This is a genomic window from Pseudarthrobacter sp. PvP090, assembly GCF_040547365.1.
Taxonomy (GTDB): Bacteria; Actinomycetota; Actinomycetes; order Actinomycetales; family Micrococcaceae; genus Arthrobacter.
This window is the reverse complement of the sequence record NZ_JBEPPO010000008.1, coordinates 182117-199107: the sequence shown is the minus strand read 5'-3', so window position 1 is coordinate 199107 and position 16991 is coordinate 182117. Positions and strand designations below refer to the sequence as shown.

Sequence of the window (16991 nt, the reverse complement as noted above, 5' to 3'; positions counted from 1 at the left end):
ACCCAAGCAACCATGCCAGACAAACACAACGGCGGCAGCAGATCCGCGACCCGTTCGGGAAGGCCTGCCGGCAACCCGCTCCGCGACCCGCGGGACCGCCGCCTGAACCGTATTGCCGGACCGTCGTCGCTGGTTCTGTTCGGGGTCACGGGGGACCTCGCGCGCAAGAAACTCATGCCGGCCGTCTACGACCTGGCCAACCGCGGACTCCTTCCGCCCAGCTTCGCCCTGGTGGGCTTCGCCCGGCGGAACTGGGAGAACGAGGACTTCGCGGCCGAGGTGAAGGACGCGGTGAAGGCCTATGCCCGCACCCCGTTCGACGAAACGGTGTGGACCCAGCTCTCCAAGGGCATCCGGTTCGTGCAGGGCGAGTTCGACGACGACGATGCCTTCAAGCGGCTCAGTGAAACCATCGATGAACTCGATGAGCAGCGGGGAACGCGCGGCAACCACGCGTTTTACCTCTCCATCCCGCCAAACGCCTTCGAGCTGGTCTGCCGGCAGCTGTCCAAGCACGGACTGGCCCAGGCCGAGGGTGACAAGTGGCGGCGCGTTGTGATCGAGAAGCCGTTCGGCCACGACCTTGAGTCGGCCCGCCAGCTCAACGACATCGTGGAGTCGGTCTTCCCGCCGGACGCGGTGTTCCGGATCGACCACTACCTGGGCAAGGAGACGGTGCAGAACATCCTGGCGCTGCGCTTCGCCAACCAGCTCTTCGAGCCGCTCTGGAACGCGAACTATGTGGACCACGTCCAGATCACCATGGCCGAGGACATCGGCACCGGCGGCCGGGCAGGCTACTACGACGGCGTCGGCGCGGCACGCGACGTCATCCAGAACCACCTGCTCCAGCTCCTGGCGCTGACCGCGATGGAGGAACCGATTTCCTTCAACGCCGACGACCTCCGCGCGGAGAAGGAAAAGGTCCTCGCCGCCGTCCGGCTCCCCGATGACCTCTCCACCCACTCGGCGCGCGGGCAGTTTACCGGCGGCTGGCAGGGCGGCGAGAAGGTCGTGGGATACCTGGAAGAGGACGGCATCCCAGCCGACTCCAAAACCGAGACGTTCGCCGCGATCCGGGTCGACATCAACACCCGCCGCTGGTCCGGGGTGCCGTTCTACCTGCGCGCCGGGAAGCGGCTGGGCCGCCGGGTGACCGAGATCGCCGTCGTGCTCAAACGCGCCCCCAACCTGCTCTTCACCGACCACGGCGAGGATGATTTCGGCCAGAATGCCGTCGTCATCCGGGTCCAGCCCGACGAGGGCGCCACCATCCGCTTCGGGTCCAAGGTCCCGGGCACGCAGATGGAGGTCCGCGACGTCACCATGGACTTCGGCTACGGCCACTCCTTCACGGAATCCAGCCCGGAGGCCTACGAACGGCTCATCCTCGACGTGCTGCTCGGCGAGCCGCCACTGTTCCCGCGCCACGCGGAAGTCGAACTGTCCTGGAAGATCCTGGACCCGTTCGAGGACTACTGGGCGAGCCTCGACGAACAGCCCGAACCCTACGGCCCCGGTAGCTGGGGCCCCGCCTCCGCCGACGAGCTCCTTGCCCGTGACGGACGAACCTGGAGAAGGCCATGATCGTAGATCTTCCCGACACCACCACCTCCAAGATTTCCAAGAAGATCATGGCGCTGCGCGAGCAGGGCGGCGTGATTGCCCTGGGCCGGGTGCTGACCCTCGTGGTTGTCACCAAGTCCGGGCTGGAAGAGGAGGCCATCGAGGCCGCCAATGAGGCCAGCCGGGAACATCCCTGCCGGATCATCGTCCTCGCCGACGCCGGGGCCGAGGCCCCGACCAGGCTCGATGCGCAGATCCGGGTGGGCGGCGACGCCGGAGCCTCCGAGGTCATCCTGCTCCGCGGCTACGGAGAGCTTGCCGAGGAAAGCGAATCCCTCGTCGCGGCCCTCCTGCTGCCCGATGCGCCGATCGTGGCGTGGTGGCCGCACGGCGCGCCGAAGAACGCCTGCGAGACGTCCATCGGCCGGATCGCGCACCGCCGGATCACGGACTCGGCCAACGAGTCCGATCCGCAGCGCGCCCTGGAAACCATCCGCCGCACTTACAAGGCAGGCGACACGGACCTTGCCTGGACCCGCCTGACCAACTGGCGGATCCAGCTCGCCGCGGTCCTGGACCAGGTGGACGGCTCCCCGGTGACGGCGGTCGCCGTCGAAGGCGCGTCGGACTCCCCCAGCACGATCCTGCTGGCTGCCTGGCTCACGCTGGCCCTGGACGCGCCGGTCACGATCGTCGCGGACCCCGCCGGCACCGGGATCCGGCGGGTGCGGCTCACACGCACCGCAGGCGACGTCCAGCTGTTCCGGCCAGGCCTCACGGTGGCGGAACTGAGCCAGCCCGGGCAGCCGGTGCAGCGCATCTCGCTGCCGCGCCGCAGCCTCAAGGACTGCCTGGCCGAAGAGCTCCGCCGCCTCGATCCGGACGAAGTGTTCGGCGAAGTGATTACTATTGGACTGCCACGTACCAATCTAAGGAGTGTCCGTCCCAGTGAGCGCTGACCCCAGAGTAAGCATCCATCCCGACTCGTCCGTCCTGATGGCCGCCATCGCGGCGCGCCTGATCACCAAGCTGGTCGACATCCAGGACAAACACGGCGAGGCGACGGTGGTGCTTACCGGCGGGTCGATGGGCATTGGTTCGCTGAAAGCCGTGGCCGAGTCGCCGGCGTCCCCCGCCGTCGACTGGTCCAAGGTCAATTTCTGGTGGGGCGACGAGCGCTTCGTCGCCGCCGACGACCCCGAACGCAACACCCGCCAGGCCCACGAGGCGCTGCTCTCGCGCATCGATGCGGATCCGGCCCGGATCCACGTGCCCGGCTCCACCGGCGACTTCGACACGCCCGAGGAGGCAGCCGCTGACTACGCCCGCCAGCTCAGCGAGGCGGCAGCCGCCGAACACGCCGCGGACATGTCCGATGACCGGCCGGAGCACCCGTCATCGCTCCCCCGCTTCGACATCGTCCTCCTTGGAGTGGGGCCCGACGCGCACGTCGCGTCACTGTTCCCGGAGCAGGCCGGCATCCGGGAGAAGGAACTCACCGTGGTGGGGGTCCGCAACTCCCCGAAGCCGCCGCCGCTGCGGGTTTCCCTGACGCTGCCCGCCATCAATACGGCCTCGGAAATCTGGATGGTCGTCGCCGGCGAGGACAAGGCCGGCGCCGTCGGGCTCGCCCTGGCGGGCGCCAACCCGGTGCAGGTTCCGGCGGCCGGCCCGCGGGGCCGGAACGAAACCCTCTGGCTGATCGACGAAAACGCGGCCTCCCGGGTTCCGGAACAGCTGGTCCGGAAGAGCTAGTCCGGCGGGCCGTTCCGGAGGCTGGTCCTCGGCGCTATCCCCCGGTCCTATCCCCCGGTCCTATCCCCCGGTCCTATCCCTCCGGGAGGATACCGCGGGCCCGCAGTCTCTCAAGCGCTCCGGCCAGCACGTCTTCGGCGTCCTGGCTGGAGCGCCGCTCTTTAACGTATTCCAGGTGGCTCTTGAAGCCTTCCACCGGAACTTCCTCGAGCGCGAACTGCGCCTCATCCCGGGTGGCCGTTCCGCCGCAGCGGCGGCAGTCCCAGACCCCGGGGATCTGGTCATCGGGCAGCTGGGCGAAGACCAAGGGGGTTTCGTGGCCCTTGGCGCAGCGGTAAGTCACGCGGATGCGGGGTGTGCGGGCGGCGGTGCCGTCGAGCGGTTCGTGGCGGGGCGAGGCCCCTTCGGTGGCTCCTACGCGGATGCCCCGGAATCCGGAGGCGGAATGCAGCATCGGGAACTCCTGGCTACTCGGGGACAGAATGCGCGTGCAGTCAGCCACAGTGTAGTTTGGAGTTCCCGATGCAGGGAGGGGCACAAGGACCCATATGAAGTTTTTAGGAAGGGACCTAGGAGTCGCCGCCGCTGAACCGCATGATCAGGCCGAGGCCGACGATCACCACGCCCCAGGTAATACCGAGGATGATCGTGAAGCGGTTCAGGTTCCGCTCGGCCACCCCGGAGGAGCTCAGGCCGGAGCTCATGCCGCCGCCGAACATGTCGGACAGACCGCCACCACGGCCCTTGTGGAGCAGGATGAGCAAGGTCAGCAGGAGGCTGGTGATACCCAGGAGGACCTGCAGAATGACATGAAGAACGTCCACGACGGCCTTTCAGAAGATTTGGATTGCGGGGGCCACGACAGTGTCCGGACTAATCCGTCAGCAGGTGACTCTCGAACCTGACAATATTAGCAAACTCAGCGGCGTCCAGGCTGGCACCACCGACCAGCAATCCGTCCACGTCGCGTTCCTTGAGGATCGAGGCCGCGTTGTTGGCCTTGACCGAGCCACCGTAGAGCAGCCGGGTCTTGGCGGCGACGTCCGCACCGAAGAGGGTGGCAAGCTCGGCACGGATGGCTGCGCACATTTCCTGGGCGTCGTCAGGCCCGGCAACTTCACCGGTGCCGATGGCCCAGACGGGCTCATAGGCGACGACGAGTTCGGCGGCCTGCTCGGGGGTGAGGCCCTCGACGCCGGCGCGGAGCTGCGCGAGCGTGTGGTCGACGTGTGTTCCGGCCTGCCGGATTTCCAGGCCTTCACCGACGCAGAGCACCGGGGTGATGCCGTGCCGGAAGGCTGCCTTGGTCTTGGCGTTCAGCACCTCGTCGGACTCGTGGTGGATGGTCCGGCGTTCGCTGTGGCCGACGAGGACGTAGCTGCAGCCGAGCTTCGCCAGGAACTGCCCGGAGATGTCGCCCGTGTAGGCGCCGGAGTCGGACGGGGAGAGGTCCTGGCCGCCGTAGACAATCTTGAGCTCGTCGCCCTGGACCAGGGTCTGGACGCCACGGAGGTCGGTGAACGGCGGGAAGACGGCGACCTCCACGCGGCTGTAGTCGTGCTTGGCGTCGGACAGGGTCCAGGCGAGTTTCTGCAGGAGGGTGATGCCCTGGACGTGGTCCATGTTCATCTTCCAGTTGCCCGCGATGAAGGGGGTGCGGTCGAAGGTGCCGTTGGTTGAAGTAGTCACGTGGTCTCCCAAAAGGTCGTAGCAGTGGAACAGCCGGCAGGGCGCCCCATCCTGGGAGGGGCGCCCTGCCGGCTGGCGGGTTTAGCGGTCCAGGACGCTCAGGCCGGGGAGTTCCTTGCCTTCAAGGTACTCGAGGCTGGCGCCGCCGCCGGTGGAGATGTGACCGAACTGGTCATCGGCGAATCCGAGGGTCCGGACCGCGGCGGCGGAATCGCCGCCACCGACCACGGTGAACGCCTCGGTCTCGGTCAGCGCCTGGGCGATGGCCCGGGTGCCCGCGGCGAAGGCCGCGAACTCGAACACGCCCATGGGGCCGTTCCAGAACACCGTCTTTGCGCCCTTGATCCGTTCGGCGAAGGCGGCCGCTGATTCCGGTCCGATGTCCAGGCCGATGCCCTGGGCGCCGAAGCTGCTGCCCTCAATCGCCTCGGCCCGCACAGTCTCGTGCTCGGCGTCGGCGGCAAACTTGCCGGCGACCACGACGTCGGTGGGAACCACGAATTCGGTGCCCGCGTCCGCGGCGCGCTTGAGGTAGTCCTGCACCACCGGGATCTGGTCCTCTTCCAGCAGGCTGCCGGCCACCTTGTGGCCCGCGGCGGCGAGGAAGGTGAACAGCATGCCGCCGCCAACCAGGACGGTGTCCGCCTTGCCGATGAGGTTGTCGATCACGGCGAGCTTGTCCGAGACCTTGGAACCGCCCAGCACGACGACGTAGGGACGCTGGGTGTCCGTGGTGAGCTTGCGCAGCACCTCGACCTCGGTGCGGACCAGGTCGCCCTGGTAGGACGGCAGGCGGGTGGCGACGTCGTACACGCTGGCGTGTTTGCGGTGCACGGCACCGAAGGCATCGTCCACGAACGCGCCGTTGGACCCGGTGAGGGCCACGAGCTCGTCCGCGAACGCACCGCGCTCGGCGTCGTCCTTCGACGTCTCACGGGCGTCAAAGCGCACGTTTTCGAGGATGAGGGCTTCGCCGTCCTGCAGCGCCGCGGCGGATGCCTTGGCGGAGTCGCCGACGGTGTCGTCCGCGAGGGAGACCTTGAAGGCGGCGAGCTCGGCCAAGCGCGCCGCAGCGGGCTTGAGCGAGTACTTGTCCTCGGGTGCGCCCTTGGGGCGGCCAAGGTGTGCTGTGACCAGCACGCGGGCACCGGCGTCCGTGAGCTTCGCCAGCACTGGCAGGGAGGCCTTGATACGGCCGTCGTCAGTCACTGTAGAGCCGTCGAGCGGCACGTTCAGGTCACTTCTGACCAGAACGTACCGCCCGCGGACACCATCAGCGATCAGTTCGTTGAGGGTGTGGAATGTCATGAGTCTTACCCTAGCCCAGCTTGGCTGCGACGAGCTCCGTGAGGTCCACGAGGCGGTTGGAGTAGCCCCATTCGTTGTCATACCAGGAAACAACCTTGACCTGGTTGCCGATCACCTTGGTGAGGCCGGAGTCGAAAATGGAGGACGCCGGGTCGCCGACGATGTCCGAGGAGACGATCGGCTCGTCGGTGTAGGTCAGCAAGCCCTTGAGCTCCGGGGTCTCGGAGGCGGCCTTGAGGGCCGCGTTGACTTCCTCGACGGTGGTTTCGCGGGAGACGGTGACGGTCAGGTCGGTGGCGGAGCCGGTGGGAACGGGTACGCGGATGGCGTAGCCGTCGAGCTTGCCCTTGAGTTCCGGCAGGACCAGGCCGATGGCCTTGGCCGCACCCGTGGAGGTGGGGACCATGTTGATGGCGGCGGCGCGGGCGCGGCGGAGGTCCTTGTGCGGGCCGTCCTGCAGGTTCTGGTCCGCGGTGTAGGCGTGGATCGTGGTCATCAGGCCGCGCTCGATGCCGAAGACGTCGTTGACCACCTTGGCCAGCGGGCCCAGGCAGTTGGTGGTGCAGGAAGCGTTGGAGATGATGTGGTGCGCGGCCGGGTCGTAGAGGCCGTCGTTGACGCCCATCACGATCGTGATGTCCTCGTCCGAGGCGGGGGCCGAAATGAGGACCTTCTTGGCGCCGGCATCGATGTGCTTCTGCGCGTCGGCGGCCTTGGTGAAGAACCCGGTGGATTCGATCACGATGTCGACGCCGAGCTCGCCCCAGGGCAGCTTGGCCGGGTCACGCTCGGCGAGGACCTTGACGGTCTTGCCGTCGACGACGATGTTGCCGTCCTTGACCTCGATCGTCTCCTGCAGGCGCCCGCCCACGGAGTCGTACTTGAAGAGGTGGGCCAGTGCTTCCGGGCTGGTGAGGTCGTTGACTGCCACGATCTCAAGGTCTGCCCCCTGGGCAAGTGCGGCGCGGAAGTAGTTGCGGCCAATACGGCCGAAGCCGTTAATACCAATACGGGTGGTCACGTTTTCAGTCTCCTTGGTGCTTTTGCAAGCACGACTAGTTGAGAAGGCGCTCAAGCCAACTAACAGATCCCGCACGCCATTGGGCAGAGATGATTAACAGATCGGAGGGCGACCAGCCTCATTGCTGAAGGCTAACCGCCTTCCGTGACCTATCTTACGTTTAAGTTGGCCTGCCCCCGCAAGTGCGGGGGCAGACCGTCCACGATTTGAGCCGGACGGCCCGAATTGTGAACTTTGTTACAGCCGCGTGAACTGCATCACACGGAAATGGCCTCTGTGGTGCTAGAGGGTGATGAGGCCGGTGGCGTTCTTGCGGGCGGCGTCAAAGCGCTTGGCGACGTCGGCCCAGTTCACGATGTTCCAGAATGCTTTGACGTAATCGGCCTTGACGTTGACGTAGTCCAGGTAGAAGGCGTGCTCCCACATGTCCAGCATCAGCAGCGGGGTGGTGCCGAGCGCGACGTTGCCCTGCTGATCGTAGAGCTGCTCGATGACGAGGTTGCCGCCGATGGGCTCGTAGGCCAGGAAGCCCCAGCCGGATCCCTGCAGGCCCAGCGCCGCGGCGCTGAACTGGGCGCGGAACGCGTCGAAGGAGCCGAACGCGTCGTCGATGGCCGCTGCCAGCTCACCTTCGGGCTTGTCGCCGCCGTCCGGGGACAGGTTGTTCCAGAACACCGAGTGGTTGATGTGCCCGCCGGTGTGGAACGCGAGGTCCTTGGAGAGGCGGTTGATGTTGGCGAAGTCGCCCTTTTCGCGTGCCTCGGCCAGCTGGGCGAGGGCGTTGTTGGCGCCGGCCACGTAGGCGGCGTGGTGCTTGCTGTGGTGCAGCTCCATGATCCGCGCGGAAATGTGGGGCTCCAGCGCTGCGTAGTCGTAGCTGAGTTCGGGCAGTACGTACTCGGTCACAAAATCCTCCAATGTCGTGGACTGGTTGTCCGTTGGGTAACTCTCGGATTGTGCATCCGGATGTTGTGGCACCCGGAAGTCTCTGGATCGGAATCCAGTGGGCATAGCCTCCGGTCCCCCTGAGGTATTCCCGCCGTCCCGATCTGATTCTGCAGATGTTCGCGCGGAGAGGCTACTCGTCCAGCATTTCCGCCGTCACATTGGCTTCCGTGCCGGGGATGCCGAGGTCCTGGGCCCGTTTGTCCGCCATGGCCAGCAGGCGGCGGATCCGCCCGGCGATGGCGTCCTTGGTCATGACGGGGTCCGCGAGGCGGCCGAGTTCGTCCAGGCTGGCCTGTTTGTGCGCCACACGGAGTTCGCCGGCGTACTTCAGGTGGTCCGGGACGTCGTCGCCGAGGATCTCCAGGGCACGGTCCACGCGGGCGCCAGCGGCGACCGCAGCCTGCGCCGAACGCCGCAGGTTGGCGTCGTCGAAGTTGGCCAGCCGGTTGGCGGTGGCCCGGACTTCCTTGCGCATCCGCCGTTCCTCCCACACCATAAGCGCATCGTGGGCGCCCATCCGGGTCAGCAGCGCGGCGATCGTGTCGCCGTCGCGGATCACCACGCGGTCCACTCCCCTGACCTCGCGGGCCTTGGCCTGGATGCCGAGCCGGCGGGCCGCGCCCACGAGGGCGAGGGCCGACTCGGGGCCGGGGCAGGTGACCTCCATGGCGGAGGACCGGCCGGGCTCGGTGAGGGAACCGTGGGCCAGGAAGGCGCCGCGCCAGACCGCCTCGGCGTCGGCCGCGGACCCGTTCACCACCACTGAGGGCAGGCCGCGGACCGGGCGGCCCCGGGCGTCCAGCAGGCCGGTCTGGCGGGCGAGGGCCTCGCCGTCGCGCACCACCCGGACGACGTAGCGGCTGCCGCGGCGCAGTCCGCCGCCGGAGACGACGATGATCTCGCTCTGGTGCCCATAAACCTCGGCGATGGCGGCGCGCAGCCGCCGCGCGGTCGAGGCGAGGTCGACTTCGGCCTCGATCACGATCCGGCCAGAGATGATGTGGAGTCCGCCGGCGAAGCGAAGCATGGCGGACACTTCAGCCTTGCGGACCGAGGACTTCTTTATGTCCAGCCGGGAAAGTTCTTCCTTGACTGATGCTGTCAGTGCCATGGCACCTTTCCTACCTGTTCCCGAAAATGTCGTGGTACGCCGTTGCCAGACGCAGCGGGTCGTGGATCGGCCGGCGGCTCGACGCCCCCACTTTACCCAACACCACCTCGGCCCCGAGCATCCCGGCCGCGCGTTCGAAGTCGGCGCGGTCCGTCACGGAGGCCGGATCGGCCAGGACGACGTCGATCGTGAAGTCCGGGGCGTACTCCCGGAGCACCCGCAAATGGTCCGCGGCGGACATGCCGAGGGTTTCCTTGGTGTCCGTGGCAAGGTTCATGGTGAGGCACCGGCGGGCGGCCGTGTTGCAGAGCGCCTCACGCATTTCCGGCAGCAGCAGGTGCGGCAGCACGGAGGTGTACCAGGAGCCGGGGCCCAGGATGACCCAGTCGGCCAGTTCGATCGCGGTGAGCGCCTCGATGCAGGCGGGGGCGTTTTCGGGCAGCAGCCGGACGCGTTCCAGCGAGCCGGCGACGGCGCATTTTGCCTGTCCCGTCAGGGTCTGCAGCGCCTGGCTGCCGTCCGGCGCGGTGACCCGGACCTGGCCCTCGATGGTCAAGGGGACGCTGGACATCGGCAGGACCTCCCCGCGGGCACCGAGCAGCGCGCCGGCCCACTTGAGGCCCGCGACGGTGTCGCCCAGGAGCTCCCACAGGGTCACGATCAGCAGGTTGCCCATGGCGTGTTCGTCGAGGGAACCGCCGCGGCCCTTGCCGGGCGCGAAGCGGTGCTGCATGACGTCGCGCCAGGTGCGGCCCCAATCGGTGTCGTCACAGAGCGCGGACAGCGCCATCCGAAGGTCGCCGGGCGGAAGGACGCCGTACTCCTCACGCAGCCTGCCGGAGGACCCGCCGTCGTCCGCGACGGTGACGACGGCGGTCAGCTCGGACGTGAGCAGACGCAGGGCCGACAGCGAGGCGGCGAGGCCGTGGCCGCCGCCGAGCGCCACGACGGAGGGACCTTTGTCCTGCTGGCTGGCGAAGGCGGCGCTGGCCGGAGGGACGAGCGGCAGGGGTCCGGTGAGCAGCGCCATTACTCGCGGCCCAGGTCCCGGTGGGTGGTGGTAACAGTGACCCTCGGGTACTGCGCGAGCCTGCGGGACAGCTCGACGGCGACGGCCACGGAGCGGTGTTTGCCGCCGGTGCAGCCGACGGCAATGGTGGCATAGTGCTTGTTTTCGCGCCGGTAGCCGTCGAGGACCGGCTCAAGGGCCAGCACGTAGCGTTCTACGAAGTTGGCGACACCCTGCGCCTCCAGCACGTAGTCGCTGACGTCCTGGTCCAGCCCGGTGTGCGGGCGCAGCGCCGGGACCCAGTGCGGGTTGGGGATGAAGCGGGCGTCGGCGACGAAGTTGGCGTCGACGGGGAGCCCGTACTTGAACCCGAAGCTCATCACGTTAAGTCGGAGGGCCACGGGGCCGGTTTCGCTGAACAGCTCGGTGATCGCGGTGGCGAGGCCGTGGACATTCAGGGTGGAGGTGTCCAGCACGATGTCGGCGGAGGTGCGGAGTTCGTGCAGCAGTTCGCGTTCGGCGGCGATGCCGTCCAGGATCCTGCCGCCGCCCTGCAGCGGGTGGGGGCGCCGGCCCTGTTCGAAGCGGCGGACGAGGACGTCGTCGTTCGCGTCGAGGAACAGCACCCGGAAGCCGACGCCGCTGGCTTCCAGGTTGCGCAGGGCGGTGCGGATGTCAGCGAACAGCTCCTTGCTGCGGACGTCCATCACCACCGCGAGCTTCGAAATGGAACCGGGCGCGTGGGACACGATTTCCGCGAGGGTGCCGAGCATCTGCGGGGGGAGGTTTTCCACGACATACCAGCCGTGGTCCTCCAGCGCGTCCGATGCAGTGCTTCGGCCGGCTCCCGACATGCCCGTCACCACGAGCAGTTCGGCCTCGACGGGTTTGACCGGCGTCATGCCGTCCGGCTCCGTCCCGGATCCTGCCGTCGACTCTGCCATCAGTGAAGCCCCGTTCTGCTGTGCTGTTGTTCGATCTGTGCCGGATGCGGCCCGCGGTGAGGTGAATCGCCGCGCACCGTTTCCCAAGTCCTTACCCTAGCTAAGTTTGCCGGGGCTAGCTAAGTCTCGAGGATTTCGCCGGTGGTCATGTTGATGGCGGGGACGGTGGCGGTGTCGCCGTCGTCGTCGGTGAAGTGCCGGACGATCGCCGCAGCCAGCGACGGCCCGATCCCCTTGGCGCCGGTGAGCTCCTCGAAGCTGGCCGTCCTGATGCTCTTGACCGAGCCGAACTGGGCGAGGAGGGCCTTGCGCTTGGATTCCCCGAGGCCGGGCACGCCGTCGAGCGCCGAGACGGTCATCGCCTTGCCGCGCTTCTGCCGGTGGAAGGAGATCGCGAAGCGGTGGGCCTCGTCGCGGACGCGCTGCAGCAGGTACAGCCCGGCGGAGGCGCGCGGCAGGATCACCGGGAAGTCGCTGTCCGGCAGCCAGACTTCCTCGAGCCGTTTGGCGAGCCCGACGACGTAGACATCGTCGATGCCCAGTTCGGCCAGGGCGCGGGCGGCCGCGTTGACCTGCGGCTTGCCGCCGTCGACCACCACGAGGTTGGGCGGGTAGGCGAATTTGGTCCGGGGCGCTGGGGTCGTGGTGTCGGCGACGGCCACCGCGGAGGAACCCGCGACGGCGGCGTCCGCCGCGGCGTTGAGCATGGCCTGATGGCCCGGCTGCCGGGCGGCGTCGGCCTGCGCCGTCTTCTCCTGGAGGTAGTTGCGGAACCGCCGGGTCAGCACGTCATGCATGGCCGCGGTGTCGTCCGTCGCGGCGGCGCCGGTGACGGAGAACTTCCGGTACTCGGACTTCTTCGGCAGCCCGTCCTCGACCACCACCATCGAACCGACCACGTTGGTGCCCTGGACGTGTGAGATGTCGAAGCATTCGATCCGCATCAGCGCGACCGGCAGCTCGAGGGCCTCCTGCAGTTCCTGCAGCGCCTGGGACCGCATGGTCAGATCGCCGGCGCGGCGGGATTTGTGCAGCTTGAGGGCATGCACGGCGTTATCCCGTACGGTGGACAGCAGGGCGGCCTTGTCGCCGCGCTGCGGCACGCGGACATCGACCCTCGCCCCGCGCAGCCCGCTGAGCCACTGCGCCAGTTCCGCCGCGTTGCTGGGCTCCGCCGGGACGAGGACCTCGCGGGGCAGCCTGCCCTGGAGTCCGGCTTCCTCGCCGTACACCTGCTGGAGCAGATGCTCGACGAGGTCCGGGGTGGTGGAGTCCTCGACCTTTTCAACGACCCAGCCCCGCTGGCCGCGGATCCGGCCGCCGCGGACGTGGAAGACCTGCACGGCGGCTTCGAGTTCATCCTCGTGCAGGGCGAAGACGTCGGCGTCGGTGCCCTCGGCGAGGACGACGGCGTTGCGTTCGAACACCTTCTTGAGCGCGACGATGTCGTCGCGGATCCGCGCCGCCCGCTCGTAGTCCAGCTCCGCAACGGCGGCGGCCATGTCCTTTTCCAGCCGCGTGACGAACGGCTTGGCCTCGCCGCCCATGAAGGTGCAGAAATCCTCGGCCAGGGCGCGGTGGTCCTCGGCGGAGATGCGGCCGACGCAGGGGGCCGCGCACTTGTCGATGTAGCCGAGCAGGCAGGGCCGGCCGCTGGCTTCGGCACGTTTCAGGACGCCGGCGCTGCAGCTGCGGACGGGAAACACCCGCAGCAGGGTGTCCATGGTGTCGCGGATGGCACCGGCGGTGTAGGGGCCGAAGTAGCGGGTGCCTTTGCGGCGTTCGCCGCGCAGGACCTGGACCCGGGGGTACTTCTCCCCCATGGAGACGGCCAGGTAGGGGTAGCTTTTGTCGTCCCGGAACATCACGTTGAAACGGGGCTTGAATTCCTTGATCCACGTGTATTCGAGCTGCAGGGATTCGAGCTCGCTGCCGACGACGGTCCACTCGACGCTGCTGGCCGCATGGACCATCGCGTACGTTTTGGGGAGCAGCCCGGCCGGGTTGGCGAAGTAGGAGTTCAGCCGTGAACGGAGGTTCTTGGCCTTGCCGACATAGATGACCCGGCCGTGCGGGTCGCGGAAGCGGTACACGCCCGGATTGGTCGGAATCTCACCCGTCTGGGGTCGGTAACTCGCTGGATCTGCCACGGTTCAAGTCTACTGAGCCTGCAGCCATTCCCAGGACGGCCGGGGGCCGGGGCGAGGATGATCTGGCGCGTTTGAGTCCCTCCGGTGGTGGCGAACGGCGGCGCGGCTGCCGTCGTCCCGACCACTGAAGCACTTCCGGCGTCCGGCGGAACAGGACATGATGTTGGTCTATTGGGCGGCCTCAAGTGCAGCGGATCATGCATCCGATCCGATTCCGCAGGGTCCCCCTTTTTTGTCGGTGCTCGATGATTTGATGGGTTCATGGAAAGCACGGACTGGAGTGCGGAGGGCCGGAAGGCGCTGGCGGCTGTTGCGGCGTTGACTGCGGCGCTGGATTCCTTCGCCGGGGGCGCCGCTGGCCGCATCGATCCGTCCGTTGCTGATAACGCTGATCCGTCCGGGTCTGGCCCCAGTGGTCCGTCCGGGGCCGGCCCGTTGAGGGACGATCCGTTGCGGGCTTTAGCGGATGAGTGCCTGGACGGCCTGTCCGACATGGCCCAGGTGGAGGCGCGGTTTGCTGCGTTGAAGGTGCTGCTGGCGGCGGCCTATGTGCGGGCCACCCACGCCCTGGCCGCGCCGCCGGTGGCCCTGCAGGACGCCAGGTGCCAGGAGATGGCGGTGACTGCTGAGGTCGCGTGTGTCCTGACGGTGGGAGCGGGGACCGCCGGGGCGTTTCTGGGCGACTGCCTGGCCCTGACGAACCGTTTGCCGCTGACCCTGGCTGCGCTGGGTGCCGGGACGATCTCCTGGGCCCACGCCCGGGCCATGGTGGATGAAACCGCGAACCTGGACCCGGCCGGGGCGGCCGCGCTGGAGGCGCACTTCCTGGACCCGGACGCCCCCAACCCCGCCCGCGGGTGTCCGGCCGGGGACCTGGTGCCGTACCGGTTCCGCGCCAAGGCCCGCACGTGGCGGGAGCGCCACCACCCGGACAGCATCGAGAAACGCCACGCCAGAAGCGCGAAGGACCGGCGGGTCGAGTTCCGCCCGGACTCTGACGGGATGGCCTGGTTCTCCGCCTACCTGCCGGCCGATACCGCCGTGGGGATCTGGGACCGGACCACCGCTGCCGTCCGGGCCCTGCAGGGCCCGGACGAGGCACGCACCCTGACCCAGCTCCGCGCCGACATCGCCGCCACCTTGCTCCTCAACACGGGTACCGACGCCGGCACCGACGGCAACGGTCTTGCCGGGGATGTGCCGGTCCCGCGGGCACAGGTCATCATCACCGTCCCGGTCCTGTCCCTCCTCGGCGCCACGGACGAACCGGCGATGCTCGACGGATATGGTCCGATCCCGCCCTCCATGGCCCGCCGGCTGGTCGCCGACGGCGCCGGCTCGTTCCACCGGGTCCTGGTCGACCCGCGGGACGGTGCGCCGCTGGAAATCGGCCGGGCCAGTTACCGCCTCACGAAGACCATGCGCCAATGGCTCCGGCTCCGCGACGGCAGATGCCCCTTCCCCGGGTGCAACAACCCGTCCCTGGACAACGACGCCGACCACCTCCTGGCCTGGGCCGACGGAGGCACCACCGGCATCACCAACCTCGGACAGCCATGCCGCAAACACCACCGCCTCAAACACGCCTCAGCCTGGACACCGAGCGGGGCCGGCAAAGACACACCGCCAGGCTGGACCTCACCCTCAGGCCGGTACTATCCCAGCGAGCAGCAGGACTGGGAACCACCCCACTGGCCACCCGGCGTGCTGGAAACGTCCGCGGACCCGAACGGAGACGCGGAAAAGGATCCAGAACAGGAACAGGAACTGCCCGAGGACCCCTTCCTGGACTGGGACCCGCTCACGGCCGGCCACCCCTTCCGTGCAGCCGGCACAGACAACCTGGTCAGCTATGGGCCGCTCGGCGAATCCGCCCTGGAAGCCTTCCTTGCCCAACACGCTTGACCACGGATCGCGCGCGTTCGGGCGAGGCACTATGCCGTCTCCCCCGAGGACCCAGGCGACGTGGCTAGTCGATGGCCTTGCTCTGGTTGTAGCTCGTGGAGCGTTCCTGGCCGCTGAGTTCCGCGATCGCGTCCATGATGCGGTCGGTGGCCTGCCGGCGGGCGGGCAAGGAGTGGTCCGGTCCGGTCTTGTCGAAGTACAGCGGCGCGCCGACTCTCATGGTGAAGTGCTGCGGCTTGACCGACTTGCTGTCCGCGGGCTGGAGGTGCTCGGTGCCGATGAGTCCGACCGGGATCACCGGGGCGCCCGTGGTCAGGGCCAGCCAGCCGACGCCGGTGCGGCCCCGGTAGAGGATGCCGTCGCGGGATCGCGTTCCCTCCGGGTAGATGCCTACACCTTTGCCGGAGTCAAGGATTTCCAGCAGCGTTTTCAGCGCCTGAACGCTGGCGGCCTGTTCGCCGCGTTCCACCGGGATGGAGCCGACAGCCTCGAAGAAGGACTTCATCACCTTGCCCTTGACCCCGCCGGTGGTGAAATATTCAGCCTTGGCGAAGAAGGCCACGGGGCGGGGCATGAGCGCCTGGACGATCACGCTGTCCAGGAAGGACAGGTGGTTGGGGGCCACGATAAACGGGCCCTCCTGGGGCACGTTTTCGAGTCCGATGACCGTGGGCCGGCAGGTCGAGGTGACCAGACCACGCGTGGTCCAGCGGATTGCATCAAACATTGCCATCGGTGTGCACCTCGTCTACGGCGGCGGTCATCGGGTCATGGGTCACTGCGTTCGGGTTCCCGGCGGTGGCCCGCCCCGGATCCCGCCGGGCAATGGTCTCGTGAAGGGCCGCACTGCTGTGCACGATCTCCACCGCGCCGGCCGCGTCCAGTTCGCCGTCCGGAGCGAAGCCCCAGCCTACGCCGATGCAGTCGATTCCGTTGGCAGCCGCTCCGGCGACGTCCTGCGCACGGTCCCCCACCATCACCGCATGTCGGATGTCCACGCCGTGGTGGCTGGAGAGGTCTGCCAGCGCCGCGGCCACGATCGCCGCCTTCCCGGACGGCACACCGGCTGCCGCCGCCTCATCGGCGGCCGAGCCACGGATCGTATGGAACAGGGCGGCGATACCGTGGTGCTCCAGGACAATACGGGCGATGCCTTCGGGTTTCTGGGTGGCGACGGCGATGGGCCGGCCTGCTTCGACGAAGGATTCCAGCAACGCCCGGATCCCCGGGTACAGCACGCTTTGGCCGATGCCGGTGGCACGGTAGTGCGCACGGTAGATGCGGATGGCGTCGTCGAGCCGGTCGGCGGGGACCCCGGCGATGTCCGTGAGGGAATGGCTGAGTTTCGGGCCGATCATGGCATCCATCAGGGCCTTGTCGGGAACGCCGAGTCCAAGCTCGGTGAGGGCCGCTGCGATTCCGTCCGTTATCCCCCCGGCCGGATCGACAAGAGTGCCGTCCAGGTCGAAGATTACGGGCACTGTTGTTTGCGTCACCGGCCTAGTTTCTCACGTGAGTACGGATGCCAGAAACTCGCATGCCCCAGTGGGAATGTATCGGTGACGAGGGGCCGGTGCCTGCGCGG

The 16991-nt window shown here is 67.9% G+C and carries 16 protein-coding genes; 4 read left to right on the top strand and 12 right to left on the bottom strand.

Annotated elements, in window-relative coordinates:
- The first annotated feature begins 12 nt into the window (after positions 1-12).
- Genes zwf through pgl form a run of 3 tightly spaced genes read left to right on the top strand, consistent with a single transcriptional unit; the run spans position 13 to position 3321 of the window.
- A complete protein-coding gene (gene zwf, locus ABIC21_RS11720; RefSeq protein WP_354350571.1) occupies positions 13-1587 on the top strand; it encodes a glucose-6-phosphate dehydrogenase in 1575 nt (524 codons plus the stop codon).
- Positions 1584-2525 carry a glucose-6-phosphate dehydrogenase assembly protein OpcA gene (locus tag ABIC21_RS11715; protein WP_354350570.1) on the top strand — a complete coding sequence of 314 codons (942 nt, stop codon included), beginning with the start codon at positions 1584-1586 and terminating at the stop codon, positions 2523-2525. Before zwf ends, ABIC21_RS11715 begins: the two co-directional genes overlap by 4 nt.
- Positions 2515-3321, top strand: a complete 807-nt coding sequence (gene pgl, locus ABIC21_RS11710) for a 6-phosphogluconolactonase (protein ID WP_354350569.1) — start codon at positions 2515-2517, stop codon at positions 3319-3321. The genes ABIC21_RS11715 and pgl overlap by 11 nt, the downstream gene beginning before the upstream one ends.
- Before the next feature lie 73 nt (positions 3322-3394).
- Here the strand turns inward: pgl and ABIC21_RS11705 are convergent, their stop codons facing one another.
- The 10 genes from ABIC21_RS11705 to uvrC all read right to left on the bottom strand — a co-directional run bounded on the left by ABIC21_RS11705 (position 3395) and on the right by uvrC (position 13501).
- Complete coding sequence (locus ABIC21_RS11705; protein ID WP_354350568.1) at positions 3395-3775, bottom strand: RNA polymerase-binding protein RbpA; 381 nt, start codon at positions 3773-3775, stop codon at positions 3395-3397.
- A gap of 115 nt (positions 3776-3890) precedes the next feature.
- Positions 3891-4145 (bottom strand): preprotein translocase subunit SecG, encoded by a 255-nt coding sequence (secG, locus tag ABIC21_RS11700; RefSeq protein WP_354350567.1) that lies wholly within the window; start codon positions 4143-4145, stop codon positions 3891-3893.
- A 49-nt stretch (positions 4146-4194) separates the two neighbouring features.
- A complete protein-coding gene (gene tpiA, locus ABIC21_RS11695; protein WP_354350566.1) occupies positions 4195-5010 on the bottom strand; it encodes a triose-phosphate isomerase in 816 nt (271 codons plus the stop codon).
- Positions 5011-5091: 81 nt separating this feature from the next.
- Positions 5092-6318, bottom strand: a complete 1227-nt coding sequence (locus tag ABIC21_RS11690) for a phosphoglycerate kinase (protein ID WP_354350565.1) — start codon at positions 6316-6318, stop codon at positions 5092-5094.
- A gap of 10 nt (positions 6319-6328) precedes the next feature.
- Entirely contained in the window at positions 6329-7339 is a 1011-nt protein-coding gene (gene gap / locus ABIC21_RS11685) for a type I glyceraldehyde-3-phosphate dehydrogenase (protein WP_354350564.1), read from the bottom strand.
- A 282-nt stretch (positions 7340-7621) separates the two neighbouring features.
- Positions 7622-8245: a superoxide dismutase gene (locus ABIC21_RS11680; RefSeq protein WP_354186470.1), complete on the bottom strand. Its 624-nt coding sequence runs from the start codon at positions 8243-8245 to the stop codon at positions 7622-7624.
- Between the two features lie 172 nt (positions 8246-8417).
- Positions 8418-9398, bottom strand: coding sequence for a DNA-binding protein WhiA (whiA, locus tag ABIC21_RS11675; protein WP_354350563.1), 981 nt, complete (start codon positions 9396-9398; stop codon positions 8418-8420).
- 10 nt (positions 9399-9408) lie between these two features.
- Entirely contained in the window at positions 9409-10428 is a 1020-nt protein-coding gene (locus ABIC21_RS11670) for a gluconeogenesis factor YvcK family protein (protein ID WP_354350562.1), read from the bottom strand.
- Positions 10428-11351 (bottom strand): RNase adapter RapZ, encoded by a 924-nt coding sequence (rapZ, locus tag ABIC21_RS11665; protein WP_354350561.1) that lies wholly within the window; start codon positions 11349-11351, stop codon positions 10428-10430. The genes ABIC21_RS11670 and rapZ overlap by 1 nt, the downstream gene beginning before the upstream one ends.
- Before the next feature lie 119 nt (positions 11352-11470).
- Positions 11471-13501: an excinuclease ABC subunit UvrC gene (gene uvrC / locus ABIC21_RS11660; RefSeq protein ID WP_354350560.1), complete on the bottom strand. Its 2031-nt coding sequence runs from the start codon at positions 13499-13501 to the stop codon at positions 11471-11473.
- 261 nt (positions 13502-13762) lie between these two features.
- On the opposite strand from uvrC, the gene ABIC21_RS11655 reads away from it, so the two are divergent.
- Complete coding sequence (locus ABIC21_RS11655; protein WP_354350559.1) at positions 13763-15406, top strand: HNH endonuclease signature motif containing protein; 1644 nt, start codon at positions 13763-13765, stop codon at positions 15404-15406.
- A gap of 64 nt (positions 15407-15470) precedes the next feature.
- On the opposite strand, the gene ABIC21_RS11650 is transcribed toward ABIC21_RS11655, so the two are convergent.
- Both ABIC21_RS11650 and ABIC21_RS11645 read right to left on the bottom strand, forming a co-directional pair.
- Positions 15471-16139, bottom strand: a complete 669-nt coding sequence (locus ABIC21_RS11650) for a lysophospholipid acyltransferase family protein (RefSeq protein WP_354350558.1) — start codon at positions 16137-16139, stop codon at positions 15471-15473.
- On the bottom strand, positions 16126-16902 hold the full coding sequence (locus ABIC21_RS11645; RefSeq protein ID WP_354350557.1) for an HAD hydrolase-like protein: 777 nt from the start codon (positions 16900-16902) through the stop codon (positions 16126-16128). Before ABIC21_RS11645 ends, ABIC21_RS11650 begins: the two co-directional genes overlap by 14 nt.
- Positions 16903-16991 lie beyond the last annotated feature (89 nt).